This window comes from Mycolicibacterium tusciae (assembly GCF_002086795.1).
Taxonomy (GTDB): Bacteria; Actinomycetota; Actinomycetes; order Mycobacteriales; family Mycobacteriaceae; genus Mycobacterium; species Mycobacterium tusciae.
The window spans coordinates 235,849-258,411 of the sequence record NZ_MVIM01000008.1 but is presented as its reverse complement, the minus strand read 5'-3'; the positions used below and the strand labels follow the sequence as shown (position 1 = coordinate 258,411).

Sequence of the window (22,563 nt, the reverse complement as noted above, 5' to 3'; positions counted from 1 at the left end):
GTGGCGATGGGCAGGGCGAACGCGTGACGATCGTGGTGATGGATGGCCCGACGGCATCCGCGCTGGCGCAGATCCTGCCGTTGCTGCTGCTGACCCTGATCATCGAACTGCGGCGTACCGCGTTGCACCGCAAGGTATCCCGTACCACCCTGGTGGCGTTCTTCGTGTTGTTCGGCGTCATCGAGACAGTCTTGGTGCTGTCCATCGACGGTGAGCTCTACCCGTTCCAGTGGGGCGATCTACTGTCCGCGATCACCATCTTCGGGCTGCTCGCCGCGATCCTCGGGATCTCCGTCATGGAACCGCGCGAGTTCTAATTAGTCGAGCCCATCCCAGAACTCGTTGAGTACCGCCGCGCCGCGGGCGGGATCCTCGACCATCCACCAGTGCCCCAATCCGTCGAGGATCTCGGTGCGCGCGCCGGCACGGTCGGCTGCGCGCCGGCGGATTTCGGCGGAGCCAACGTAGGTGTCCTCGGTGGCGAGAATGGACAGGCCCGGTCGGGCTGCCGCGTTCTCCAGCTCACGACCGGCGTGCGCCAACGCCGGCTGCGCCGCCGAGCGGTACACCAGCAGCATGGCCCGGCCGAGGTCCGGATCCTGGCCCGCAGCGATCTCAATTCCCACCTCGATCGGCATACCGCCCAGGGCGTAGGCGGCGGCCCGACCCTCAGCAGTGCCGCCGAGGAAGGCCTCGACCATCTCCTCGCCCTCGCCGGGCGTCTGCCACACCTGTGCCAGGTCGTGCCACACGTAGTCGGGGTCGAACATCCCGACCACGTCGCTGACCCAGCTGCGGACGAGATCGGGCCGATGCATCATCGCGTTGACCACGTGGATACCGCCGAAGTCGTGGCCGACGAGGTCGATCGGCCCGTCGATGCCTTCGAGCTGCTTTTCGAGCCAGTCGCGGTAAGCGAGGTAGGTCGCCGAGAATCCGTCGGGCAGCGGGACGCCGAACCCCGGCGGTGACAACCGCACCACGTCGTCGCGACCCAGGGCTGAGACGAGCGGGCCCCAAAGCGCTTCGGTCTCCGGATTGCCGTGCACCAGAACAAACGTCATGGGCGGCATCCTCGCACGCGTAGCGAGGCGTCCAACGCCGACATGAGCTGCGCCGAGCGACTCTTGCCGGTGCGCGCCACGGGATACCTGCGCAGAACGGCGATCAGCGTCGGCGTCGCCCTGTCGCGGGCCTGGTCGATGAACCTGGCGCCGACATCAGGATCGTCGCCGGCCTCGATCTCGGCGATGCGGGCAGCGTTGGCCGCGGCACGAAGGATGTGCCCGACCTGGTGGTACTGCGCAATCGGATGTAGGTAGGCGGCGGCGGCCGCGTCACCGGCCGCCTGCGCGGCCAAGCGCGCAGTCTCTGTGGGGGCGGCACGCGCCGCGCGGTGGGCGTCCATGGCGGTCACGCGCTGCAACCGGCTTCTGGGCGTCCCGTTGACGAACTCCCGAGCCGCCTCGATGGCCGCACGCGCACGATCGTCGTCGGGCACGACACGCTCGAAATAGCGCAACACACCTTCTGCCGACTCGGCAACGTAGCGCGCGACCTCACGCAGCTCGTCGTCCGTCAGCTCGAAATCGCCTGCCACACAACCGCCTGAGATGTCGGAGCTGTCGGTCGTGGGCTCCCACTTCAAAATATGACAGACCCGGGGGCTTGCGGCAAGACCCCCTCAGTGCTGCAAACTCGTCCGACCAAGCATCGGACGGACGGAGAATTTCGTGACAAACAGCCCGAAACCTTTTGAGCCACATGAGTCGGGCGCATTCCTGCACGGCACCAAAGCCGACCTTGCGGCCGGAGATCTGCTGGTCCCCGGGCGTCGGATGAACTACGACGCGGGACGCAGCGCCAACCATGTCTATGTGACCCAGACACTCGACGCCGCCACATGGGGAGCCGAGCTGGCGGTCGGCGAGGGCCGGGGCCGCATATACCTCGTGGAACCGACGGGCCCCGTCGAGGACGATCCGAACGTCACGGACAAGCGACTCCCGGGAAACCCGACTCGCTCGTATCGCACCAGGGAGCCCGTCAGAATCGTCGGCGAGATCACGGACTGGGTGGGTCATTCGCCGGAACAGATTCAAGCCATGCGCGACACACTGGCCGACCTGGCGCGGCGCGGACTGGACGTGATCTACGACTGAGGCGGATCCTGCAGATAGAGCAGCGTGTTGGACGAATCGTCGTGGACACTGCGACTACGGCGGGGACACGCCGAGGCGCGGCGGCCTCACCGCAGAGTCAACGCAAATGACTCACGCGTTTACGATCGACCCATTTCGTCCAAGGCGACGCGCAGAGAAGTACTGGGGATCTTGACCAGCCCGCCATAAGGCTGATCCATTTCGAGCATCATGAAGATCGGCCCGGCCAGTGCAATCGCGGCGACCAGCAATGCCGCGATCACGCTTGCATTCCGCGGTGCGAACAGCCCGAAACTGGCAAAGATCACCGTGAGCCACCCTACGACGACAACGAAAAACGCCCATGGGAATCGGCTTCCGATTTGTTCGAAGGTCGTCCACCGCGACTGCGCAATCGTGTTGGTGCTCTCGAGCGCGTGGGAGCGCAGCCACTTCTGTCGTTCCGTCTGCGGTGAGAGTTCAAAGAGGTCCCGCTGAACCAAAATGATGCCAGCCCCACTGCCGAGCGGCGTGAGCGACACTGCACCGCCTTCCTCCGGCCAAATCTGACTTATGCGTTGTGCAAGCAGGTCCTTGGCCAACGCTCGGATTGGGGCGGTCTCCGGCCCGTACTCGGCCAGGGTCCGATCAAGCAGTATGAATTGCACTCCCGCACTTCGCAATTCACTTTCTTTCTCGGCGAGCGAGCTGATGGATGAGCCGGTGAGGAGCCCGAGAACCACCGCCGATAGCGTCCCGAGCGTGGCCATTATGGTCCTGACGGCGTCTCGTGACTCGCTGCTCATATGCGGGTCGGGAAGGATCTTTCCGAGGAACATCCCCAACAATGAGCCGCCGAAGATGATCGCGAAGACAACGATGCCGATCAAGATGTCTTTCACTGAGCCCCTCAACTCCCCGCCGCGAGAACTCGAAGATCGTCTGCGGCCGCATTCAACGTACTGCGTGGCGTCCGGCGTATATCGACGATCGATGAGGTTGCCTTCTATGGCCTGGGAATGTCAGCCCTATTGCGTTGCGCTCAAGCGCCCGGGAGGTCTGCCCGGCGGACTTGCTTAGTGCTTGCCGCTAGACGTTGAAGCGGAACTCGACCACGTCGCCGTCGGCCATCACGTAGTCCTTGCCCTCCATCCGGACCTTGCCGGCAGCCTTCGCGGCGGCCATCGATCCGGCCTCGATCAGGTCGTCGTACGAGACGATCTCGGCCTTGATGAAGCCTTTCTCGAAATCGGTGTGAATGACCCCGGCCGCCTTCGGCGCGGTGTCACCCTGGTGAATTGTCCACGCGCGCGCCTCTTTCGGGCCTGCCGTCAGATACGTTTGCAGCTTCAGTGTGTGAAAACCCGCCCGCGCCAACGCATCCAGACCGCGCTCGGTCTGGCCGATCGATTCCAACAACTCAGCGGCCGACTCCTCGTCGAGCTCCTGCAGTTCGGCTTCGATCTTGGCGTCGAGGAACACCGCATCCGCGGGCGCCACCATCTCCCGCAACTCCGCAACCCGCGCTTCGTCGGTGAGCACACCCTCGTCGGCGTTGAACACGTAGAGAAACGGCTTCGTGGTCAACAGGTTCAGCTCGCGCAGCAGCGCTGAATCAAAACTTGCGCCGAACAACGTTGTGCCGCCGTTGAGAATCTCCTGCGCCGCCACCGCCGCGTCGTACACCGGACGGCGGTCCTTGTGGGTCCGCGCTTCCTTCTCCAGGCGCGGCAGCGCGCGCTCCAGCGTCTGCATATCGGCGAGGATCAGCTCGGTCTCGATCACCTCGATGTCGGACTTCGGGTCGATGCGGCCGTCGACGTGCGCCACATCGTCGTCGGTGAAGACCCGGACCACCTGGCAGATCGCGTCGCTCTCGCGAATGTTGGCCAGGAACTTGTTTCCCAGACCCGCGCCCTCGGACGCGCCTTTGACTATTCCGGCGATATCGACGAACGTGACCGGCGCATGGACGATCTTTTCCGAGTCAAACATCTTCGCGAGCTCCGAGAGTCGCGGATCGGGCAACGGGACGACACCCTCGTTCGGCTCGATCGTCGCGAACGGGTAGTTCGCCGCCAGCACGTCGTTTCGCGTCAACGCGTTGAACAGCGTCGACTTGCCGACGTTCGGCAGTCCTACGATTCCGAGATTCAGGCTCACAGGAACGACAGTCTAGGAGACTGTGACGCGCTCGCCAGCAGCGCGCTCACAGCCTCGCTAAGCAATAGCCGGTACGGTCTACGTGTGTCAGCACAGCGCGCGAGGTCGGCCGTCGCGGCCGACCATCGTTCCGTGCACCCCAACATCCCGGGTGTTCCCTGGTGGGGCGCCGTGCTCATCGCCGCGACATTGATGGCGGTCGGGTTCGCCTACGACGCCGGTTCGGGCGCCAAAGAGTTGACGTCGGTGTTTGCCGGCACCTATGTGGTCGGCTGCATCTTCGCGGTGCTCGCGGTGCGACAGTCCGGCGTCTTCACCGCCGTCATACAGCCGCCGCTACTGCTGTTCGGTGCCGTCCCCAGCGCGTACTTCGTCTTCACCGACAGCACGCTCTCGAATTTCAAAGACACACTGATCAACTGCGCCTACCCGCTGATCGAACGCTTCCCGCTGATGTTCTTCACATCTGCTGTGGTGTTGCTCATAGGCATGGCCCGTTGGTACACCGGAATGTCCGCACGCCGGGGCGCGCCTGCCGCGACGGATAAGGACGAGACCAGCAAGGGTGGTTTGGGAGCCGCGGTGAGCGCCAAGGTGTCCGCGCTGCTGGCCGGCCTCGGTTCCACGACCAAAGCTGAGGACGCCGACGAACCGCCTCGCCGCCGAACCGGCGCGGAGCGCCCCAGCCGAGCGTCGGGCCGCTCCGGCAGACCCGCAAGCCGCACCGCCCCACCGCGTTCCCGGCACGCCCGCCCCCCCGAGTCGGACTACGAACCCGGAGACCGGCGGCGGCGCCCGCGCCCCAGCAGACAGGCCGAGCCGCCCATGGAGCCGCCGCGCCGCAAGCCCCGGTCAGGGTCGAGCCAGCGCAGGGCGACGCCGCCGCCGGAACGACGCAGCGGATACGAGCGGCCCGCGCGTCGACGCCGCTACGACGACGACCCGCCGCTGCACGGCAGCAACGGCAGCGGCACGCATCACCCGGTGTCGCGGGTGCGCTACCGGGGATCAGAAGACGGCGATGACTATGCGCAGTACCGGCGGCCGCCGCGTTCGCGCGACCGAGCCGTCGAAAGTTGGGAGTACGACATCTGACCCAGCTAGACGCGCGCCGGCCGGATCTCTCTGGGCAGGGCGAAAACCAGCGTCTCGTTGGCTGTGGTGACCGGCTGCACCGTGTCGTAGCCATACTCGGCGAGACGCTCGAGCACACCCCGCACTAGCAGTTCCGGCACCGACGCACCCGATGTGATGCCGACGGTCGTCACCCCTTCGAGCCACGCCGGGTCGATGTCCTCGGCGTAGTCGACCAGATAGCCGGCATCGGAACCCGCGTTGAGCGCGACCTCCACCAACCGCACGGAGTTCGACGAGTTGCGCGACCCCACAACGATCACCAGCTGGCATTCCGGCGCCATCGCCTTGACCGCGACCTGGCGGTTCTGGGTGGCGTAGCAGATGTCGTCGCTGGGCGGATCCTGCAGCGTCGGGAAGCGTTCCCGCAGTCGGCGCACGGTCTCCATCGTCTCGTCCACGCTCAGCGTGGTCTGCGACAGCCAGATGATCTTGTTCTCGTCGCGGATCGTGACGTTGTCCACGGAATCGGGCCCGTCGACCAACTGCACGTGATCGGGCGCCTCACCGGCGGTGCCCACCACCTCTTCGTGGCCTTCGTGACCGATCAGCAGAATGTCGTAGTCGTCCCGGGCGAAACGTTTGGCCTCGTTGTGCACCTTGGTGACCAGCGGGCACGTCGCGTCGATGACCTTCAGATTGCGCTCGGCGGCGGTCTGATGCACCGTCGGGGCCACGCCGTGGGCGGAGAACACCACGATGGCCCCCTCGGGCACCTCGTCGGTTTCCTCGACGAAGATCGCGCCCGCCTTGGCCAGCGTCTCCACGACGTGCACGTTGTGAACGATCTCGTGGCGTACGTATACCGGCGCGCCGTGCTTCTCGAGTGCGCGCTCCACGGTCTCGACGGCGCGGTCGACCCCGGCGCAGTAGCCGCGCGGCTCGGCCAGCAGCACCCGTTTGCCTGCGACGCCACCGGTGACCGAGCTCGAAGCGCCCGGAATCCCCATATTGATAGTCGGTGGCATGTTTCCAGGGTACTGACCCGCGGGGTAATCAGGCCAACCGTAGGGTGGAGGCCATGGCAACCGCACCATATGGGGTCCGTCTGCTCATAGGGGCGGCAGTGACCGCCATCGAGGAAACCCGCAAGATTCCGCAGACCATACTCACGTACCCGATGACCGTGGCCAGTCAGCTCGCGCACCTCGTCATGAAAATGCAGCAGGACGTCGCTGACCTGGTGATCAAGGGCGACGAGACCCTCGAGTCGCTCTTTCCGCCGAAGGACGAGCAGCCCGAATGGGCCACCTTTGACGAGGACCTCGAGGACGCCCCTGCGACGCCGGTGGCCGACGGGGAACGCCTCACCGAGGGGCGATTCGCGCTCTTCACCGGCGGCGAACCCGCCACCGACAAGAAGTCCGAGCCCGAGCCGATCGTGCGGACGACGTCAGAAAGCGTGCCCGAGATCGTCGAGGAGCTCGAATACGAGACGCTCACCCTGGCACAGCTGCGGGCGCGTCTGACGACGCTGCGGGTCGCGGACTTGGAGGCCCTGCTCGCGTACGAGGAAGCCTCCAAGGCTCGCGCACCCTTCCAGACGCTGCTTTCCAACAGGATCACTCGCGCGACCGCGAAGTGACGACCCCAGCCGCGCGGGAATATGACGGACGCCGAGCCGGGTAAGTCCCCCGACAACCCTTGGCCGGTTCGCGCGGTTTCCACCCGCGTCGCCAAGTACATCGACAAACTGGGCACCATTTGGGTCGAGGGCCAGATTGCCCAGCTGAACCTACGGCCCACCGTCGCGTTCATCATGCTCCGTGACCCGGCCGCCGACATGTCGCTGTCCGTGGTGTGCCCACGGGACCTGGTAGAGAACGCGCCGGTCGAACTGGCCGAGGGCGTGCAGGTCATCATGTTCGGCAAGCTGGCGTTTCACACCGCACGGGGCACAGTCTCTTTGCGCGTCAGCGAGATTCGCGCTGTCGGCCTCGGCGAGCTGCTCGAGCGTATCGAACGATTACGCAAACTGCTGGAGGCCGAGGGCCTGTTCGATCCGCGTCTCAAGCGGCCGCTGCCCTTTCTGCCGCACACCATCGGACTGATCACCGGACGCGCCTCAGCCGCCGAACGCGACGTCGTCTTCATCGCGCAAAGTCGTTGGCCCGCAGCGCAGTTCGAGATCCGCAACACGGCGGTCCAGGGCCCCAACACGGTGTCGCAGGTCGTCGACGCGCTGCGTGAGCTCGACGCGGACCCCGACGTCGACGTCATCGTGATCGCCCGCGGCGGTGGTGACATCGACGCGCTGCTGCCCTTCTACGACGAGACTCTGTGCCGTGAGATCGCCAGGTGCACAACGCCGATCGTGAGCGCCATCGGTCACGAACCCGACAATCCGCTGTGCGATCTGGTCGCGGACGTACGCGCCGCCACGCCGACCGACGCGGCCAAGCGCATCGTTCCCGACGCCGCCGCCGAACAGGCCGGCATCCGGGATCTGTGCCGTCGCGGCGGTCGTGCACTGCGGAACTGGGTGCACCGTGAACAACACCACTTGGACCAGTTGCGCAGCCGGCCGGTGCTCGCCGCACCGCTGGCCGCAATCACCGCCCGCTCCGACGAGGTGCATCGCGCACGAGCGGCGGCCCGTCGCGACATCGCCCGTCTGGTGGCCGCCGAAGCCGACCGGGTCGAGCATCTGTCGGCGCGGCTGGGCACACTGGGGCCCGCGGCGACGCTCGCCCGCGGCTACGCGGTGGTGCAGACTCTGCCGGATGCCTTCAGCACTGGGAGGGTGCTGCGGACCACCGCCGACGCGCCGTCAGGCGTCCGGCTTCGGGTCCGGGTGGCCGACGGCGCGATCACGGCTGTCAGCGACGGCCCAGAAGGGGACATTGAATGAAGCCCATTAGTCAGCTGGGGTACGAAGAAGCCCGCGATGAGCTGATCGCCGTGGTGCAGCAGTTGGAGCAGGGCGGACTGGACCTGGACACCTCGCTGAAGTTGTGGGAACGGGGCGAGGAGCTGGCCAAACGATGCGAGGAACACCTCGCCGGAGCGCGTAAGCGGGTGGAGGATGCGCTGGCCGCCAAGGACGCGGGAGAAAGTTGAGATCGGAACGATTTCCGGCATTGAGGGTCGAAACTGTAACACGTTTCAGTTATTCTGCTCGGCATGGGTGATTCAACGTTGACCACCGAACTCGGCCGCGTCCTCGTCACCGGTGGCTCCGGATTCGTCGGCGCCAACCTGGTGACCGAACTACTGGAGCGCGGACACGACGTTCGCTCGTTCGATCGCGCGCCCTCGCCGCTCGCGGCACATCCGCGGCTCGAGGTCCTCGAGGGCGACATCTGCGACGAAGAGACCGTCGCCGCCGCCGTCGCCGGCGTCGACACCGTGTTCCACACCGCCGCGATCATCGACCTGATGGGTGGCGCGTCGGTCACCGAGGAATACCGCAGGCGCAGCTTCTCGGTCAACGTCACGGGCACCGAGAACCTGGTGCACGCCGCGCAGGCGGCCGGGGTGAAGCGCTTCGTCTACACCGCGTCCAACAGCGTCGTCATGGGCGGCAAGAAGATCTCCGGCGGAGACGAAACCCTGCCCTACACCGAGCGGTTCAACGACCTCTACACCGAGACGAAGGTGGTCGCGGAGAAGTTCGTCCTGTCGCAGAACGGTCAGGGCGGCCTGCTCACCTGCTCGATCCGGCCGAGTGGCATCTGGGGCCGAGGCGATCAGACGATGTTCCGCAAGGTGTTCGAGAGCGTGCTCGCCGGACACGTCAAGGTGTTGGTCGGCGGCAAGAACGTCAAGCTCGACAACTCCTACGTGCACAATCTGATTCATGGTTTCATCCTCGCCGCGCAGCATCTGGTGCCCGGCGGGAGCGCACCGGGCCAGGCATATTTCATCAACGACGGCGACCCGATCAACATGTTCGAGTTCTCCCGGCCCGTGGTGGAGGCGTGCGGCCAGCGTTACCCCAAGATCCGCGTGCCCGGCCGGCTGGTGTGGTTCGCGATGACGGTGTGGCAGTGGTTCCATTTCAAGTTCGGCATCCCCAAGCCGATGATCGAACCCCTCGGCGTCGAACGGCTGTACCTCGACAACTACTTCTCGATCGCGAAAGCGAAGCGCGACCTCGGGTACGAGCCGCTGTTCACCACCGAGCAGGCAATGAAAGAGTGCTTGCCCTACTACGTCGACCTTTTCCACAAGATCAAGAACGAAGGCGATGCGCCGGCCGTCAGCATCGCCGGCACCGCACCGCCCGAAGGCTGATCCCTTTCGCCGTACCGCGTCAGCTGACGAGGTGAACGGGGTGTCGGGTGACAGCCTCGATCCGCGACCCGGCCCGGTGTAAGAGTTCGGTACCGAGGGCGATCAGCCCACGCGCCGCGGCGATCTCCTCACCGATCATGGGCTGGCTGGGGTCCCTGGGATTGCGGCGGGCGTCGCCAACGGCGGTCATGCTGTCGTCGTCGTCGATGTCGACACGGACGGTCGCATGCGTATGCGTCTCGTCCTCATCGAACCGGATCTCGATGCGCCACGTGTTGGTCAGATCTCTGTCGTACATGTTTGGGTCTCCGCCCTCTGCCTGGTACGTACAGACTGCTCCTCTCCAGTCGTTCATGGGCCCGAAAACGCGCACGTAAGTTTCTGCTGAGAGCCTCTCCTTTCCGCCGACGACTTCTGTTGACGCCGCATAGCGTTCGTTCAACGACCTACTAGGAGATGGCGATGCCCGACGGAAAACCGAACATTCTGGTGATCTGGGGCGACGACATCGGCATCTCAAACCTCAGCTGTTACAGCGACGGCATGATGGGTTACCGCACGCCGAACATCGACCGCATAGCCGCCGAGGGCATGCGCTTCACCGACTCTTACGGCGAGCAAAGCTGCACCGCGGGCCGTGCGGCCTTCATCAGTGGACAAAGCGTCTACCGCACCGGGATGAGCAAGGTCGGCGTGCCTGGTGTGGACATCGGCTGGTCCGCCGAGGACCCCACCATCGCCGAGTTGCTCAAGCCGCTTGGCTATGCGACCGGGCAGTTCGGCAAGAACCACTTCGGCGATCTCAACAAGTATCTGCCGACCGTCCACGGGTTCGACGAGTTCTTCGGCAACCTGTACCACCTGAACGCCGAGGAGGAGCCCGAGCAGTTCGACTACCCGCACAAGGACCAGTTCCCGCGGCTGTACGACACGGCGCTGCCCCGCGGTGTCCTGAAGTGCAAGGCCCTCGATGAGGTGTCGACGGAACCCGACGACGAGAAGTTCGGCCCGGTTGGCAAGCAGACCATCGAAGACACCGGCCCGCTGACCGGCAAGCGCATGGAGACCATCGACGACGACATCGCCGACGCCACCGTCGACTACATCAAGCGGCAGCACGACGCAGGCAACCCGTTCTTCGTCTGGTGCAACTTCACCCACATGCACCTGTACACACACCTGAAGCCCGGCAGCAAGGGCCAGGCAGGTTTGTGGCAATCCGAGTACCACGACGCGATGATCGACCACGACAAGAACGTCGGCACCGTCCTCGATGTGCTGGACGACCTCGGCATCGCGGACGACACCATCGTCATCTATTCGACCGACAACGGCCCGCACCGCAACTCATGGCCGGACGCAGGCACCACGCCGTTCCGCAGCGAGAAGAACACGAACTGGGAAGGTGCGTATCGAGTTCCGGAGTTGATCCGCTGGCCAGGGAAGATCACGGCGGGCACGGTATCCAACGACATCATCCAGCACCACGACTGGCTGCCGACGCTGCTGGCCGCCGCAGGCGACCCCGATGTCAGCGAAAAGCTAAAGAAGGGCTTGAAGATCGGGTCCGCCGGGAATGAGCGAGAGTACAAAGTTCATATCGACGGGTTCAACCTGATGCATTACCTGATGGGTGAGGTCGAGCACAGCCCGCGACGAGGCTTCTTCTACTTCAACGACGATGCGGAACTGGTAGGGATGCGCTTCGAGAACTGGAAGATCGTCTTCGCCGAGCAGCGCTGCCAGGGCACTCTTCGGACCTGGGCGGAGCCATTCACGCCTCTGCGGGTGCCGAAGCTGTTCAACCTTCGCACCGACCCGTTCGAGTACGCCGACATCACATCGAACACGTACTACGAGTGGTTCCTGCGCCGCGACTTCTTCGTCTTCTACGCGACCGCGATGGCGGCGCAGTTCCTCGACACGTTCAAAGAGTTCCCGCCACGACACGAGCCCGCCAGCTTCAGCGTCGACCAGATTGTCAAGAAGCTCGAGGATTTCTTGGCGTCCGATTAGGTCCTGCCCGCCACCGATGGCCAACACAATTCAAGAAGGGAACTGCGCATGCCCGATTCCAAGCCGAACATTCTCGTCATCTGGGGTGACGACATCGGAATCTCCAACCTCAGTTGTTACAGCCGCGGAATGATGGGCTACTTCACCCCCAACATCGACCGGATCGCCGACGAGGGAATGCTTTTCACCGATTCCTACGGCGAGCAGAGTTGCACAGCGGGCCGGTCGTCGTTCATCACCGGGCAGAGCGTCTACCGCACCGGCATGAGCAAGGTCGGTATGCCAGGTGTGGACATCGGCCTGCAAAAGGAGGACCCGACAATCGCCGAACTCCTCAAACCGATGGGTTACGCCACCGGACAGTTCGGCAAGAACCACCTCGGCGACCTGAACAAGTTTCTGCCGACCGCGCACGGATTCGACGAGTTCTTCGGCAACCTGTACCACCTCAACGCCGAGGAAGAACCCGAGCATGAGGACTATCCGACGGCCGAGGAGGCACCGCTGCTCCGCAAGGCGTTGCTCCCCCGTGGGGTCATCCACTCGTGGGCGACCGAGGAGGATTCCGGCGAGGTCGACGACCGGTACGGCCCCGTGGGCAAGCAGCGAATCGAGGACACGGGACCGCTGACGAAGGAGCGAATGGAGACCATCGACGACGAGACGACTTCAGCGTGTGTGGATTTCATCCGGCGTCAGCACGAGGCGGATACTCCGTTCTTCGTGTGGATGAACATGACGCATATGCACTTCCGGACCCACACGAAGCCCGAGAGCCGCGGGCAGGCGGGACGCTGGCAGTCGCCGTACCACGACACGATGATCGACCACGACCGCAATGTCGGCACGCTGCTGGATCTCGTTGACGAACTCGGGATCGCTGAGGACACCATCGTCATCTACTCAACCGACAACGGGCCGCACGCCAACAGCTGGCCTGACGGTGCGACGACCCCGTTCCGCAGTGAGAAGGCCACCAACTGGGAGGGCGCCTTCCGGATACCCGAGATGATCCGCTGGACCGGGAAGATCAAGCCGCGCAGCGTCTCTAACGAGATTGTCCAGCATCATGATTGGCTGCCGACATTCCTGGCCGCCGCGGGTGACCCCGACATCGTCGAGAAACTCAAGAAGGGCCACCAGGCCGGCGACACAACCTACAAGGTGCACATCGACGGCTTCAACCTGCTGCCGTATCTGACCGGTGAGGTCGATAAGAGTCCGCGGCGAGGAATGATCTACTTCTCCGACGACTGCGATGTCCTGGGCATCCGCGCCGAGAATTGGAAGGTCGTGTTCCAGGAGCAGCGCTGCCAGGGCACCCTGCAGATCTGGTTCGAGCCATTCACCCCGTTGCGTGCGCCGAAGTTGTTCAATCTGCGGACCGACCCGTTCGAACGCGCGGACATCACGTCAAACACATACTGGGACTGGGTGATAGACCGCATCTTCCTGGTGCTCTACGGCTCGGCGATCGCGACACAGTTCCTGGAGACCTTCAAGGAGTTTCCGCCGCGCCAAGAGCCGGCGACGTTCACGATCAACCACGCGGTCGAGGAGCTCGACAAGTTCCTGGCCACCCGGGGCGGCTGATGCTCGAATCGTGGACCGACGGTCCCACGAAGTCGGCGATCCTCGACTTCGTGGGACGGGTCACCGCCGACGGCCCGGATTTCGTTTCGCCCGAAGCGCGCGTCGCAGTCTTCGACAACGACGGCACGCTGTGGTGTGAGAAGCCGATGTACATCCAATTGGATTTTCTGCTCCGGCGTTTCAAGGAGCAGGCCGAGGCTGACCCGTCGCTGCGCGATCACCAGCCGTACAAGGCTGCTTATTCCGGCGACCTCCAATGGCTGGGCGACGCGGTCACGAAGCACTACCAGGGCGACGACACCGATCTGAAACCGTTGATGGGCGCGATACTGCGAGCCCATCACGAGATCACCGTCGAGCAGCATGCTGGCCGGGTCAACACGTTCTTCGCCGAGGCGAAGCACCCGACACTGGGCCGGGCATACACGTCATGCGGCTATCAGCCGATGGTGGATCTGCTCCGCTATCTCGAGGCCAATGGCTTCACCAACTACATCGTCTCCGGTGGTGGCCGCGACTTCATGCGTCCGATTACCAGCGCGCTGTATGGCATTCCGCCCGAACGGGTGGTGGGCAGTTCGGTAGGCCTGGTCTATCGGGGCGGCCATCTCTACACGACAGACCAACCGGAGTTTCTCGATGACGGGCCCATGAAACCCGTTCGGCTGTGGAGCCGAATCGGACGCCGCCCGATCCTCGCTGCAGGCAACTCCAACGGTGACATCGAGATGCTCGAGTTCACCGACGGCTTCCGCCTCTTGATCTTGCATGACGACGCGGACCGCGAATTCGATTACACCGCAGGCGCGGAGAAGTCATTGAAACAGGCGGTGACCGATGGCTGGACAGTCGTCAGCATGAAGAATGACTGGACGACCGTCTTCAGTGACTGACGACCTCGTCTGGATCCCGTCGCAGACCGCGACGCTTGGATCGGATCGCCATTACCCCGAGGAGGCGCCGGCGCGGGCGGCCGACGTCGAGGGGTTCTGGATGATGGCCAGGGCCGTGACAAACAGTCAATTCGCCGAATTCGTCAAAGCCACAGCATATCTCACGGTCGCCGAGCGGCCATTGGATGCCACCGACTATCCGGACGCGCCACCGGAGAATCTGCAACCGGGGTCGATGGTGTTCACTCGCACACCGGGGCCGGTGGACCTTCGGCATCTCAACCTGTGGTGGACGTGGACGCCCGGGGCGTCGTGGCGGCATCCTGTCGGTCCGCTGTCGTCGATCGACAAACGCGCCGAACACCCGGTCGTGCACGTCGCATACGAAGACGCCGAAGCGTATTCGGCGTGGGCAGGCATGTCCCTGCCCACCGAGGCGGAATGGGAAACCGCGGCCCGGGGAGGACTGGACCACGCGGAATACACCTGGGGTGAAGAGCCGGAATCGTCGGACCGACCGCTGGCCAACTACTGGCACGGCGACTTCCCGTGGCGGCCGGAAAAGGGTTACGGGCGCACGGCCCCGGTCGGCAGCTACCCGCCCAACGGCTACGGCCTGTTCGATATGGCCGGAAATGTCTGGGAGTGGACCACGGACTGGTACGGCGAAACCCGTGACGACCCATCCTGTTGCGGTTCAGACAGTTACGATTCGCGACAACCGCAGTTTCAGGTGCCGCGCAAGGTGGTCAAGGGCGGTTCGTTTCTCTGCGCAGACGTCTACTGCCTGCGATACCGCCCCGCCGCGCGCCGCCCCCAGCCGGTCGATACCGGCATGAGCCACATCGGCTTTCGCTGCGTCAAGCGCTGATGTGCTAGCCCTTCTCAGCGGCCCTCTTGATCGCGGCGAGCGTGGCAGGTATGCCGCTCTCGGCCGCCGCCCGACGCTTCTCGATCTCGGCGTCAGCCTGATCACCGAACCGTTCGCGGAAACCCGCGATACCTGCGGGAAGGAAAATCCAGGACTCGGTGAGCAGGGCGCCTTCGCCGTCGGGTGCGAAGGTGAATCCCCAATACACCCAGCCGTTGTTGACCTCCCACGCGAACCGGCGGCCGGGCTCGGCGGCCACCACCTGACTGCGGGTCTCCCAGGTCCGTTCCGGAGTCTCGTTGCGGCCCGTGAACCATGCGCCTTCGCGCGGACCTGCGCCCTCGTCCCACCAGCAGTCCCGGCAGACGGGACTCCACTCGCCCATCCGCGTCACATCGGACACCATCTCGTAGAGGTCCTCGGGAGTGGCCGCCACGTGGACCGTCTGCGACATATTCAGATCGCTCATGAGTCGAGTGTGTCAAAGCGCTAAGTTGGAACGCGTTCCACTGCGTCGAAAGGGCAACTGTATGAGCAACGGGCGAGTGGCAGTCGTGATCGGTGGTGCGTCCGGCATCGGCTGGGCCAGCGCGCAGGCGCTCGCCGCCGACGGCTGCCGCGTCACGATCGCCGACCTCAACGCCGACGGCGCGCGAGAACGGGCCGCCGAACTCGGCGAGCCCCATACCGCTGCACAGGTCAACGTCACCGACGAGGCCTCGGTGCAACGCCTCTTCGACGAGATCGGTCCGCTCGACGTCGTGGTGAACTGCGCGGGGTTCGGCAGCCTCGGCCTGATCACCGACCTGTCGGTCGACGAGTTTCGCGGAGTCGTCGATGTGTGCCTGAACGGCTCCTTCATCGTCGCCAAGTACGCCGGACAGAAGCTGCGAGCGGGCGGCTCGCTCGTGTCGATCAGCTCCCTCAACGGTCGCCAGCCTGCCGTCGGGATGAGCGCCTACTGCTCGGCCAAGGCCGGGCTGTCGATGCTGACCCAGGTCGCGGCGTTGGAGTGGGGGCCGCGCGGCATCCGGGTCAACGCGGTGGCGCCCGGTTTCGTCGACACGCCGCTGACGGCGGGCTCGTCGCTCATCCCCGGCCTCGTCGAGGACTACACCGAGAACACCGCGCTAGGGCGTGCGGGTAAGCCGGAGGAGATCGCGAACGCCGTGGTGTTCCTGTGTTCGCCGCAGAACTCGTGGCTCACCGGTGAAGTCCTCGATCTCAACGGCGGCGCACACCTGAAGAAGTACCCGGATGTGCTGGGACATGTGATGAAACTGGCGGAGGCGCAGTGAGTTTCGCCGGCAAGCAGGCCATCGTCACCGGCGCCGGGTCGGGCATCGGCGCAGCGTTGTGCCGCGCGCTCGTCGGCGCGGGCGCGCATGTGGTCTGCACCGACATCGACGGTGAGGCCGCTGAGCGGACCGCCGCTGCACTGGGTGGCGGGGCACGCGCCGCACGACTCGACGTCACCGACGCGGGGGCGGTGCAGGCCGTCGTCAACGACGTGGTCGACCGCGCCGGCCGACTCGACCTGATGTTCAACAACGCGGGAATCTGTTGGGGCGGTGATACCGAGTTGCTGACGCTGGACCAGTGGAACGCGATCATCGACATCAACCTGCGCGGCGTCGTCCATGGCGTCGCGGCGGCCTATCCGCTGATGCTGCGCCAGGGCCACGGCCACATCGTCAACACCGCGTCGATGGCAGGCCTTGCCGCGGCGGGCCAGATAACCAGTTACGTGACGACCAAACATGCTGTCGTCGGGTTGTCGATGGCGTTGCGCTCCGAAGCGGTCCCGCGCGGCGTCGGCGTGCTCGTGGTGTGCCCGGCCGCCGTCGAGACGCCGATCCTCGACAAGGGCGCCATCGGCGGATTCGTCGGCCGTGACTACTTTTTGCAAACGCAGGGCGGCAAGCCGTACGACGCCGACCGGTTGGCGCAGGACATCCTGCGCGCGGTCGAGAAGAACAAGGCGATCCTGGTGAAGCCACGGATCGCGCGCGTTCAATGGTTGTTCGCCAGGATGGCCCCCACTCTGCTGAATCGCATGTCGATGCGGTTCATCGAGGGTCAACGCGCCAAACAGGTCGAGGCCCGAGCGAAAGTTCTGTAGAAATAGCGCGTGAACACCGAATTCACGCTGACACAAAAACGTGCGCTTGCCGTCGCGACCGTCGTCGCGATCGCCTTCGGCGCGTACTTCCTGCGTGGGTATTTCATTCTGATCGTGGTCGCCGCGGTGGCGGCCTATCTGTTCCAGCCGCTCTACTCACGGCTCAACAAGAAACTCGGCGCGGGATTGTCGGCGACGCTGACGCTGCTGGCCGCCTTCGCCGCGGTGATCGTGCCGTTGAGCCTGTTCGTGTTCCTTGCGGTCATCCAGATCACCACCATGGTCGAGCGGGTCGCCGTCTGGGTCGAGAACACCGATCTGTCGGCCCTCGGCGACCGGTCGTTGGCGTTGGCCAACGAACTGCTGCACCGCGTGCCGTTTGTCGACTACACGATCACCCCTGAGTCACTACAGGATTCGATGACGACCGTCGCTCAGGAAGTCGGCAAGTGGTTGCTCGGCCTACTCCAGGGCGCGGCCGGCGGCGCGTTCGGTGCGATCACGTCGGCCATCCTGTTCCTGTATGTGTTCCTGTCGCTGCTGACCAACCGGGACAAGGTGCTGCTGCTCATCCGGCGACTGAATCCGCTGGGCGAGGAGATCACCGACCTCTACATGTCGAAGATGGGCGCGATGGTCAAGGGCACCGTCATGGGCCAGTTCGTCATCGCCGTCTGCCAGGGTGTCGCAGGCGCCGGGTCGATCTACATCGCCGGATTCCACCAGGGCTTCTTCCTGCTCGCCGTTCTATTGTCCGCGCTGTCGGTCATTCCGCTCGGAAGCGGCATCATCACGATCCCGTTCGGTGTCGGAATGATCCTGTTCGGCAATATCTACGGCGGCATATTCGTGATCCTGTTCCACCTCATCGTGGTGACGAACATCGACAACTTCCTGCGCCCCATACTGGTTCCCCGCGCTGCCCGCCTGGACTCGGCACTGATGCTGCTGGCGGTGTTCGCCGGAATCGCGATGTTCGGCGCGTGGGGCATCGTGATCGGCCCGGTGCTGATGATCGTCATCGTCACCACGATCAGCGTGTATCTGGCCGTTTACAAGGGTGTGCCGATGGACCAGCCCGACGAGAAAGACACCAAACCCAAGAAGCGAAACCCGTTGTGGCGGTTGGGCCGCCGCATCAAGCAGAAGCGTGAACAGGCCAAAGAAGAAGCCGAGAGCGAGGGCGAGCCCGAGATGGACGAAAAGTCGCCCGCCGCTACCTCAAGCGCTGATTGAAGAACTCGATGACGCGCTTCATCACGTCGTCGGTGGGGTGGCCTTCCTGCTCGCGGCGCTCAAGGGTCAGCACGGAGTGCGCCATCTTGCCGAAGCCGTGCTCGTTGCCCTTCTTCGAGTTGATCTCGATGACCTCGAACGCATCGCCGAGCCGGTCTTTGAGAGTCTTGAATCGTTCGGCAGGCACCAGCGGGTCCTCGCTGAAGCGCAATCCCAGCGCGCACAGTCCCTCGTTGGCCGCGCGCCGTTCGACGATCTTCAGCTCGGCTTCCGACAGTCCCGGGTCGCGCCGCTGTTTCGGCGTCAGCGGAAACGGCAGCGATGGCTGGCTGAGAACGGGCGCGAGCACGCTGTCGTCGACCGCAGCCGCCAGCGCGAAGCCGCCGGTGAAGCACTGCCCGATCACACCGACGCCCTTACCCGGTGTGTTCTCATTGAGATCGCGGGCCAGCGCACGCAAGTAGTGCGCGACCGGACGGTCGGCGTTGGTCGCAAAACCCGCGAATTCCTTTGCCACACAACCGCGCAACATGACCGGGACCGCGCCGGGACGCATCGCCGGCGCCCCGGGAGTGCCGAACAGCGACGGTATTGCCACCGTGAACCCGTTGTCCACCAGATGATTTCCCAGCGCGAACACACCAGGATGGGCGCCGGGCATCTCCGGGATCAGCACCACTCCGGGACCCTCACCTCTGCGATACACGTCATGGGTGAAGCCCGCAGCGGCGAACGGCGAAACGGTCCAGCCGGTGAGGTCTGCTTCCGGAGCCGCCTGGCCGGCGACATCGGGATCGGGCGCGGTCATGACGTCTCCTACTTGGCAGTCGGCTATTTGGTGGGCAGTGGAGCGGCGGTCTGCGTCGCCGCAGCCAGCGTACGGAATTCGTCGGTCGTAACGGCCCCGGTCAGCGCAACCTGCGCCGGCCCCGTCGGGCCGTTCAGCCGCGTCGTCCACAGCGGCTCGGCAGGCCGCCCCTCCTGATCTCCGCCCTCGTAGACCACCCACGTCACGCCGTCGACGTCCTCGGCGCCCGTCGGGCGCATGTCGGGTCTCATCGAAGCAACGAGCTTGTCCTCGTCGGCGTTGCTCTGCGTCAGGCTCACGTACATGCCGCTCGGCGCCAGAAAGCCGACGGTCGAGCTGACCGCTCGCAGGCTCTCCCCCGACGTCGGGTCGGTGCGGCCCCCATCGATGCCGTTCCTGCTGCCGGAGTTCGGTTGCCAGCCCTCGGGCAGCTGCGGCACCCTGATCGGGATCTTGAGGGCGTCCGCGTCGGCTTGAAGCGCGCCCGGTGCGTCGTAGGTGGGCACGGGACCCTCGGCGGGCCCGCTGGCCTGAAACGAGCACATACCCAGCACCCCGGCCAGCACGATGCAGGCCACTATCAGCGGTGCGATCGACCAGAACATATCCCGGCCGTCCTGCAGTAGCCGCGACTTCGCTGGCTTCGGAGCCGGCTGCGGCTGGGTGGTCATGGTCGCCAGTATCCCAGGTCCCAAAGGGAGGGGGGCTAATGGGACAATCTGCCCATGACACCCGCGCGCGGTGAAGCACCCGACCGTAACCTCGCCCTTGAACTCGTGAGAGTCACCGAAGCCGGTGCGATGGCAGCAGGACGCTGGGTAGGCCGAGGTGACAAGGAGGGCGGCGACGGGGCCGCCGTCGACGCAATGCGCGAGCTGGTCAACTCCGTATCGATGCGCGGCGTCGTCGTGATCGGCGAGGGCGAGAAGGACAACGCGCCCATGCTCTACAACGGCGAAGAGGTCGGCAACGGTGACGGACCGGAGTGCGACTTCGCGGTCGACCCGGTCGACGGCACCACCCTGATGAGCAAGGGCATGCCCAACGCCATCTCGGTGCTCGCGGTCGCCGAGCGCGGCGCCATGTTCGATCCGTCGGCGGTCTTCTACATGAACAAGATCGCCGTCGGTCCCGACGCGGTGAGCGCGATCGACATCACCGCGCCGATCGGCGAGAACGTCCGCGCCGTCGCCAAGGTGAAGGGGTTGTCGGTGCGGGACGTCACCGTGTGCATCCTGGACCGGCCGCGCCACGAACAACTCATCGCCGACGTCCGCGAGGCGGGCGCCCGTATCCGGTTGATCTCCGACGGCGACGTGGCAGGCGCCATCTCCGCGTGCCGACCCAATTCGGGTACCGACATGCTGGCCGGCATCGGTGGCACTCCCGAGGGCATCATCGCCGCCGCCGCGATCCGCTGTATGGGCGGCGCCATCCAGGCAGTGCTGGCACCCACCGACGACGATGAGAAGCAGAAGGCCATCGACGCGGGCCACGACGTCGACCGGGTGCTGACCACGGAAGACCTGGTGTCCGGGGAGAACGTGTTCTTCTGCGCCACCGGTGTCACCGACGGGGACCTGCTGCAGGGCGTGCGCTACTCCGGCGGCGGCTGCACCACCCAGTCCATCGTGATGCGCAGCAAGTCCGGCACCGTGCGCATGATCGAGGCCTACCACCGCCTCTCGAAACTCAACGAGTACTCCGCGATCGATTTCATCGGCGACAGCAATGCGGTCTACCCGCTGCCATAACCACAAACACACCGAAGAACAGGGAGCACAAATGCCCGACAGCGCTGCGGAAAGCACCGAATACCGCATCGAGCACGACACCATGGGCGAGGTCCGGGTGCCGATCAACGCGCTCTGGCGGGCACAGACCCAGCGTGCGGTGGAGAACTTCCCGATCTCCGGCCGTGGGCTCGAGCGGACCCAGATCCGTGCACTCGGCCTGCTGAAAGGCGCTTGCGCACAGGTCAACAAGGATCTCGGTCTGCTGGCGCCCGACAAGGCCGACGCGATCATCGCCGCCGCCGGCGAGATCGCCGACGGTCTGCACGACGACCAGTTCCCCATCGACGTGTTCCAAACCGGTTCGGGCACAAGCTCGAACATGAACACCAACGAGGTCATCGCAAGCGTCGCCGAGCGCAACGGCGTGAAGGTGCATCCCAATGACGACGTCAACATGTCGCAGTCGTCCAACGACACGTTTCCCACCGCGACGCACATCGCGGCCACCGAAGCCGCTGTACGCCACCTGATCCCGGCGCTCGAGATCCTGCACGAGTCGCTCGACTCCAAGGCCCACCAGTGGCGCACGGTCGTCAAGTCCGGCCGTACCCACCTGATGGACGCCGTCCCGGTCACGCTGGGCCAGGAGTTCAGCGGCTACGCCCGCCAGGTGGAGGCCTCGATCGAACGGGTGAAGTCCACGTTGCCGCGGCTGGGTGAACTGGCCATCGGCGGGACCGCCGTGGGCACTGGCCTCAATGCCCCCGATGATTTCGACGAGCGTGTCGTCGCCGTCCTCACGGAGCTGACCGGTCTGGCCGAACTGCGCGTCTGCGCAAACCATTTCGAGGCCCAGGCCGCCCGCGACGGACTGGTCGAGGCGTCCGGAGCGCTACGCACCATCGCGGTGTCGCTGACCAAGATCGCCAATGACGTCCGGTGGATGGGCTCGGGCCCGCTGACCGGCCTCGGCGAGATCCAGCTTCCCGACCTGCAACCAGGCAGTTCGATCATGCCGGGCAAGGTCAATCCGGTGATTCCGGAGGCGATCACCCAGGTCGCCGCGCAGGTCATCGGGAATGATGCCGCGATCGCTTTTGGAGGCGCATCGGGTGCTTTTGAACTCAACGTCTACATCCCGATGATGGCGCGCAACCTGCTCGAATCGTTCAAGATCCTGACCAACTCGTCCAAGCTGTTCGCTGAGCGCTGCATCGACGGCCTGGTCGCCAACGAAGAGCGCCTGCGCGAGCTGGCCGAGTCCTCGCCGTCGATCGTGACGCCGCTGAACTCGGCGATCGGCTACGAGGAGGCCGCCGCGGTCGCCAAGCAGGCGCTCAAGGAGAAGAAGACCATCCGTCAGACCGTGATCGACCGCGGGCTGATCGGCGACAAGCTGTCCCTCGAAGAACTCGACAAGCGTCTCGACGTGCTGGCGATGGCGAAGGTCAAGGACGGCGAGCGATGAGCGCTCGCGCGAAGAGCATCCCATTGCGCTGAGCAGTTGCTTAGATCCGCCGCGTAGCGGGTACAGGCACACTGCCACCGCGTGATCCCGGTCCCGTCCGGGGCGTCGTGCGGTGCAGGGGTTGTGTCAGTTGTCTACGTGCCGGG

The 22,563-nt window shown here is 65.0% G+C and carries 25 protein-coding genes; 16 read left to right on the top strand and 9 right to left on the bottom strand.

What is annotated here, in order from left to right; all coding sequences use genetic code 11:
* The first annotated feature begins 23 nt into the window (after nt 1-23).
* Nucleotides 24-317: a hypothetical protein gene (locus BST47_RS17420; protein ID WP_083126772.1), complete on the top strand. Its 294-nt coding sequence runs from the start codon at nt 24-26 to the stop codon at nt 315-317.
* Here BST47_RS17420 and BST47_RS17415 read toward each other — a convergent pair whose 3' ends face one another.
* Both BST47_RS17415 and BST47_RS17410 read right to left on the bottom strand, forming a co-directional pair.
* Nucleotides 318-1,064, bottom strand: coding sequence for an alpha/beta fold hydrolase (locus tag BST47_RS17415; RefSeq protein WP_083126819.1), 747 nt, complete (start codon nt 1,062-1,064; stop codon nt 318-320). It abuts the gene before it with no gap.
* Nucleotides 1,061-1,600, bottom strand: a complete 540-nt coding sequence (locus BST47_RS17410; RefSeq protein WP_207568628.1) for a putative immunity protein — start codon at nt 1,598-1,600, stop codon at nt 1,061-1,063. The genes BST47_RS17415 and BST47_RS17410 overlap by 4 nt, the downstream gene beginning before the upstream one ends.
* A gap of 133 nt (nt 1,601-1,733) precedes the next feature.
* Here BST47_RS17410 and arr point away from each other — a divergent pair, with 133 nt between their 5' ends.
* Nucleotides 1,734-2,162 carry an NAD(+)--rifampin ADP-ribosyltransferase gene (gene arr / locus BST47_RS17405; protein WP_083126771.1) on the top strand — a complete coding sequence of 143 codons (429 nt, stop codon included), beginning with the start codon at nt 1,734-1,736 and terminating at the stop codon, nt 2,160-2,162.
* Between the two features lie 119 nt (nt 2,163-2,281).
* Here arr and BST47_RS17400 read toward each other — a convergent pair whose 3' ends face one another.
* Both BST47_RS17400 and ychF read right to left on the bottom strand, forming a co-directional pair.
* A complete protein-coding gene (locus BST47_RS17400) occupies nt 2,282-3,043 on the bottom strand; it encodes a bestrophin-like domain (protein WP_083126770.1) in 762 nt (253 codons plus the stop codon).
* 187 nt (nt 3,044-3,230) lie between these two features.
* Complete coding sequence (gene ychF / locus BST47_RS17395; protein ID WP_083126769.1) at nt 3,231-4,304, bottom strand: redox-regulated ATPase YchF; 1,074 nt, start codon at nt 4,302-4,304, stop codon at nt 3,231-3,233.
* Between the two features lie 84 nt (nt 4,305-4,388).
* On the opposite strand from ychF, the gene BST47_RS17390 reads away from it, so the two are divergent.
* Nucleotides 4,389-5,399, top strand: coding sequence for a DUF6542 domain-containing protein (locus tag BST47_RS17390; RefSeq protein WP_083126768.1), 1,011 nt, complete (start codon nt 4,389-4,391; stop codon nt 5,397-5,399).
* Between the two features lie 5 nt (nt 5,400-5,404).
* Here the strand turns inward: BST47_RS17390 and BST47_RS17385 are convergent, their stop codons facing one another.
* Entirely contained in the window at nt 5,405-6,406 is a 1,002-nt protein-coding gene (locus BST47_RS17385; RefSeq protein ID WP_083126767.1) for a 4-hydroxy-3-methylbut-2-enyl diphosphate reductase, read from the bottom strand.
* Between the two features lie 53 nt (nt 6,407-6,459).
* Between BST47_RS17385 and BST47_RS17380 the strand changes: the two genes are divergently transcribed.
* The 4 genes from BST47_RS17380 (at nt 6,460) to BST47_RS17365 (ending at nt 9,674) form a co-directional block, all read left to right on the top strand.
* Nucleotides 6,460-7,023, top strand: a complete 564-nt coding sequence (locus BST47_RS17380; RefSeq protein ID WP_083126818.1) for a lipid droplet-associated protein — start codon at nt 6,460-6,462, stop codon at nt 7,021-7,023.
* Between the two features lie 21 nt (nt 7,024-7,044).
* Nucleotides 7,045-8,289 carry an exodeoxyribonuclease VII large subunit gene (xseA, locus tag BST47_RS17375; RefSeq protein ID WP_083126766.1) on the top strand — a complete coding sequence of 415 codons (1,245 nt, stop codon included), beginning with the start codon at nt 7,045-7,047 and terminating at the stop codon, nt 8,287-8,289.
* Complete coding sequence (locus BST47_RS17370; protein ID WP_083126765.1) at nt 8,286-8,498, top strand: exodeoxyribonuclease VII small subunit; 213 nt, start codon at nt 8,286-8,288, stop codon at nt 8,496-8,498. The genes xseA and BST47_RS17370 overlap by 4 nt, the downstream gene beginning before the upstream one ends.
* A gap of 63 nt (nt 8,499-8,561) precedes the next feature.
* A complete protein-coding gene (locus BST47_RS17365; protein WP_083126764.1) occupies nt 8,562-9,674 on the top strand; it encodes a 3-beta-hydroxysteroid dehydrogenase in 1,113 nt (370 codons plus the stop codon).
* Nucleotides 9,675-9,693: 19 nt separating this feature from the next.
* On the opposite strand, the gene BST47_RS17360 is transcribed toward BST47_RS17365, so the two are convergent.
* A complete protein-coding gene (locus BST47_RS17360) occupies nt 9,694-9,972 on the bottom strand; it encodes a DUF1876 domain-containing protein (protein WP_083126763.1) in 279 nt (92 codons plus the stop codon).
* 164 nt (nt 9,973-10,136) lie between these two features.
* On the opposite strand from BST47_RS17360, the gene BST47_RS17355 reads away from it, so the two are divergent.
* Genes BST47_RS17355 through BST47_RS17340 form a run of 4 tightly spaced genes read left to right on the top strand, consistent with a single transcriptional unit; the run spans nt 10,137 to nt 15,047 of the window.
* Nucleotides 10,137-11,690 carry an arylsulfatase gene (locus BST47_RS17355; RefSeq protein ID WP_083126817.1) on the top strand — a complete coding sequence of 518 codons (1,554 nt, stop codon included), beginning with the start codon at nt 10,137-10,139 and terminating at the stop codon, nt 11,688-11,690.
* A 48-nt stretch (nt 11,691-11,738) separates the two neighbouring features.
* Nucleotides 11,739-13,283 (top strand): arylsulfatase, encoded by a 1,545-nt coding sequence (locus tag BST47_RS17350; protein WP_083126762.1) that lies wholly within the window; start codon nt 11,739-11,741, stop codon nt 13,281-13,283.
* Nucleotides 13,283-14,176 (top strand): HAD family hydrolase, encoded by an 894-nt coding sequence (locus tag BST47_RS17345; protein ID WP_083126761.1) that lies wholly within the window; start codon nt 13,283-13,285, stop codon nt 14,174-14,176. Before BST47_RS17350 ends, BST47_RS17345 begins: the two co-directional genes overlap by 1 nt.
* Nucleotides 14,169-15,047 (top strand): formylglycine-generating enzyme family protein, encoded by an 879-nt coding sequence (locus BST47_RS17340; protein WP_083126760.1) that lies wholly within the window; start codon nt 14,169-14,171, stop codon nt 15,045-15,047. Before BST47_RS17345 ends, BST47_RS17340 begins: the two co-directional genes overlap by 8 nt.
* Before the next feature lie 4 nt (nt 15,048-15,051).
* Here the strand turns inward: BST47_RS17340 and BST47_RS17335 are convergent, their stop codons facing one another.
* Nucleotides 15,052-15,516 (bottom strand): SRPBCC family protein, encoded by a 465-nt coding sequence (locus BST47_RS17335; RefSeq protein WP_083126759.1) that lies wholly within the window; start codon nt 15,514-15,516, stop codon nt 15,052-15,054.
* Between the two features lie 61 nt (nt 15,517-15,577).
* Here BST47_RS17335 and BST47_RS17330 point away from each other — a divergent pair, with 61 nt between their 5' ends.
* From BST47_RS17330 to BST47_RS17320, 3 genes are read left to right on the top strand one after another with little or no spacing between them, the layout of a single operon-like run.
* Nucleotides 15,578-16,345 carry an SDR family NAD(P)-dependent oxidoreductase gene (locus BST47_RS17330; RefSeq protein ID WP_083126758.1) on the top strand — a complete coding sequence of 256 codons (768 nt, stop codon included), beginning with the start codon at nt 15,578-15,580 and terminating at the stop codon, nt 16,343-16,345.
* Nucleotides 16,342-17,169, top strand: a complete 828-nt coding sequence (locus tag BST47_RS17325; protein ID WP_083126757.1) for an SDR family NAD(P)-dependent oxidoreductase — start codon at nt 16,342-16,344, stop codon at nt 17,167-17,169. Before BST47_RS17330 ends, BST47_RS17325 begins: the two co-directional genes overlap by 4 nt.
* Before the next feature lie 9 nt (nt 17,170-17,178).
* Nucleotides 17,179-18,405, top strand: coding sequence for an AI-2E family transporter (locus tag BST47_RS17320; protein WP_083126756.1), 1,227 nt, complete (start codon nt 17,179-17,181; stop codon nt 18,403-18,405).
* On the opposite strand, the gene BST47_RS17315 is transcribed toward BST47_RS17320, so the two are convergent.
* Together BST47_RS17315 and BST47_RS17310 are read right to left on the bottom strand one after the other, a co-directional pair.
* A complete protein-coding gene (locus tag BST47_RS17315; protein WP_083126755.1) occupies nt 18,386-19,213 on the bottom strand; it encodes a dienelactone hydrolase family protein in 828 nt (275 codons plus the stop codon). The two genes, BST47_RS17320 and BST47_RS17315, sit on opposite strands and share 20 nt — an antisense overlap.
* Before the next feature lie 23 nt (nt 19,214-19,236).
* Nucleotides 19,237-19,884, bottom strand: a complete 648-nt coding sequence (locus tag BST47_RS17310) for a DUF4245 domain-containing protein (RefSeq protein ID WP_083126754.1) — start codon at nt 19,882-19,884, stop codon at nt 19,237-19,239.
* 54 nt (nt 19,885-19,938) lie between these two features.
* On the opposite strand from BST47_RS17310, the gene glpX reads away from it, so the two are divergent.
* Together glpX and BST47_RS17300 are read left to right on the top strand one after the other, a co-directional pair.
* Complete coding sequence (gene glpX / locus BST47_RS17305; protein WP_083126753.1) at nt 19,939-20,967, top strand: class II fructose-bisphosphatase; 1,029 nt, start codon at nt 19,939-19,941, stop codon at nt 20,965-20,967.
* Between the two features lie 31 nt (nt 20,968-20,998).
* Nucleotides 20,999-22,417: a class II fumarate hydratase gene (locus BST47_RS17300; protein ID WP_083126752.1), complete on the top strand. Its 1,419-nt coding sequence runs from the start codon at nt 20,999-21,001 to the stop codon at nt 22,415-22,417.
* Nucleotides 22,418-22,563 lie beyond the last annotated feature (146 nt).

Coding starts and splice junctions, on each gene's coding strand:
- BST47_RS17415 (WP_083126819.1), bottom strand. CDS start 1,064: ATGACGTTTGTTCTGGTGCACGGCAATCCGGAGACCGAAGCGCTTTGG.
- BST47_RS17385 (WP_083126767.1), bottom strand. CDS start 6,406: ATGCCACCGACTATCAATATGGGGATTCCGGGCGCTTCGAGCTCGGTC.
- BST47_RS17380 (WP_083126818.1), top strand. CDS start 6,460: ATGGCAACCGCACCATATGGGGTCCGTCTGCTCATAGGGGCGGCAGTG.
- xseA (WP_083126766.1), top strand. CDS start 7,045: ATGACGGACGCCGAGCCGGGTAAGTCCCCCGACAACCCTTGGCCGGTT.
- BST47_RS17370 (WP_083126765.1), top strand. CDS start 8,286: ATGAAGCCCATTAGTCAGCTGGGGTACGAAGAAGCCCGCGATGAGCTG.
- BST47_RS17365 (WP_083126764.1), top strand. CDS start 8,562: ATGGGTGATTCAACGTTGACCACCGAACTCGGCCGCGTCCTCGTCACC.
- BST47_RS17360 (WP_083126763.1), bottom strand. CDS start 9,972: ATGTACGACAGAGATCTGACCAACACGTGGCGCATCGAGATCCGGTTC.
- BST47_RS17355 (WP_083126817.1), top strand. CDS start 10,137: ATGCCCGACGGAAAACCGAACATTCTGGTGATCTGGGGCGACGACATC.
- BST47_RS17350 (WP_083126762.1), top strand. CDS start 11,739: ATGCCCGATTCCAAGCCGAACATTCTCGTCATCTGGGGTGACGACATC.
- BST47_RS17345 (WP_083126761.1), top strand. CDS start 13,283: ATGCTCGAATCGTGGACCGACGGTCCCACGAAGTCGGCGATCCTCGAC.
- BST47_RS17335 (WP_083126759.1), bottom strand. CDS start 15,516: ATGAGCGATCTGAATATGTCGCAGACGGTCCACGTGGCGGCCACTCCC.
- BST47_RS17330 (WP_083126758.1), top strand. CDS start 15,578: ATGAGCAACGGGCGAGTGGCAGTCGTGATCGGTGGTGCGTCCGGCATC.
- BST47_RS17315 (WP_083126755.1), bottom strand. CDS start 19,213: ATGACCGCGCCCGATCCCGATGTCGCCGGCCAGGCGGCTCCGGAAGCA.
- BST47_RS17310 (WP_083126754.1), bottom strand. CDS start 19,884: ATGACCACCCAGCCGCAGCCGGCTCCGAAGCCAGCGAAGTCGCGGCTA.
- glpX (WP_083126753.1), top strand. CDS start 19,939: ATGACACCCGCGCGCGGTGAAGCACCCGACCGTAACCTCGCCCTTGAA.
- BST47_RS17300 (WP_083126752.1), top strand. CDS start 20,999: ATGCCCGACAGCGCTGCGGAAAGCACCGAATACCGCATCGAGCACGAC.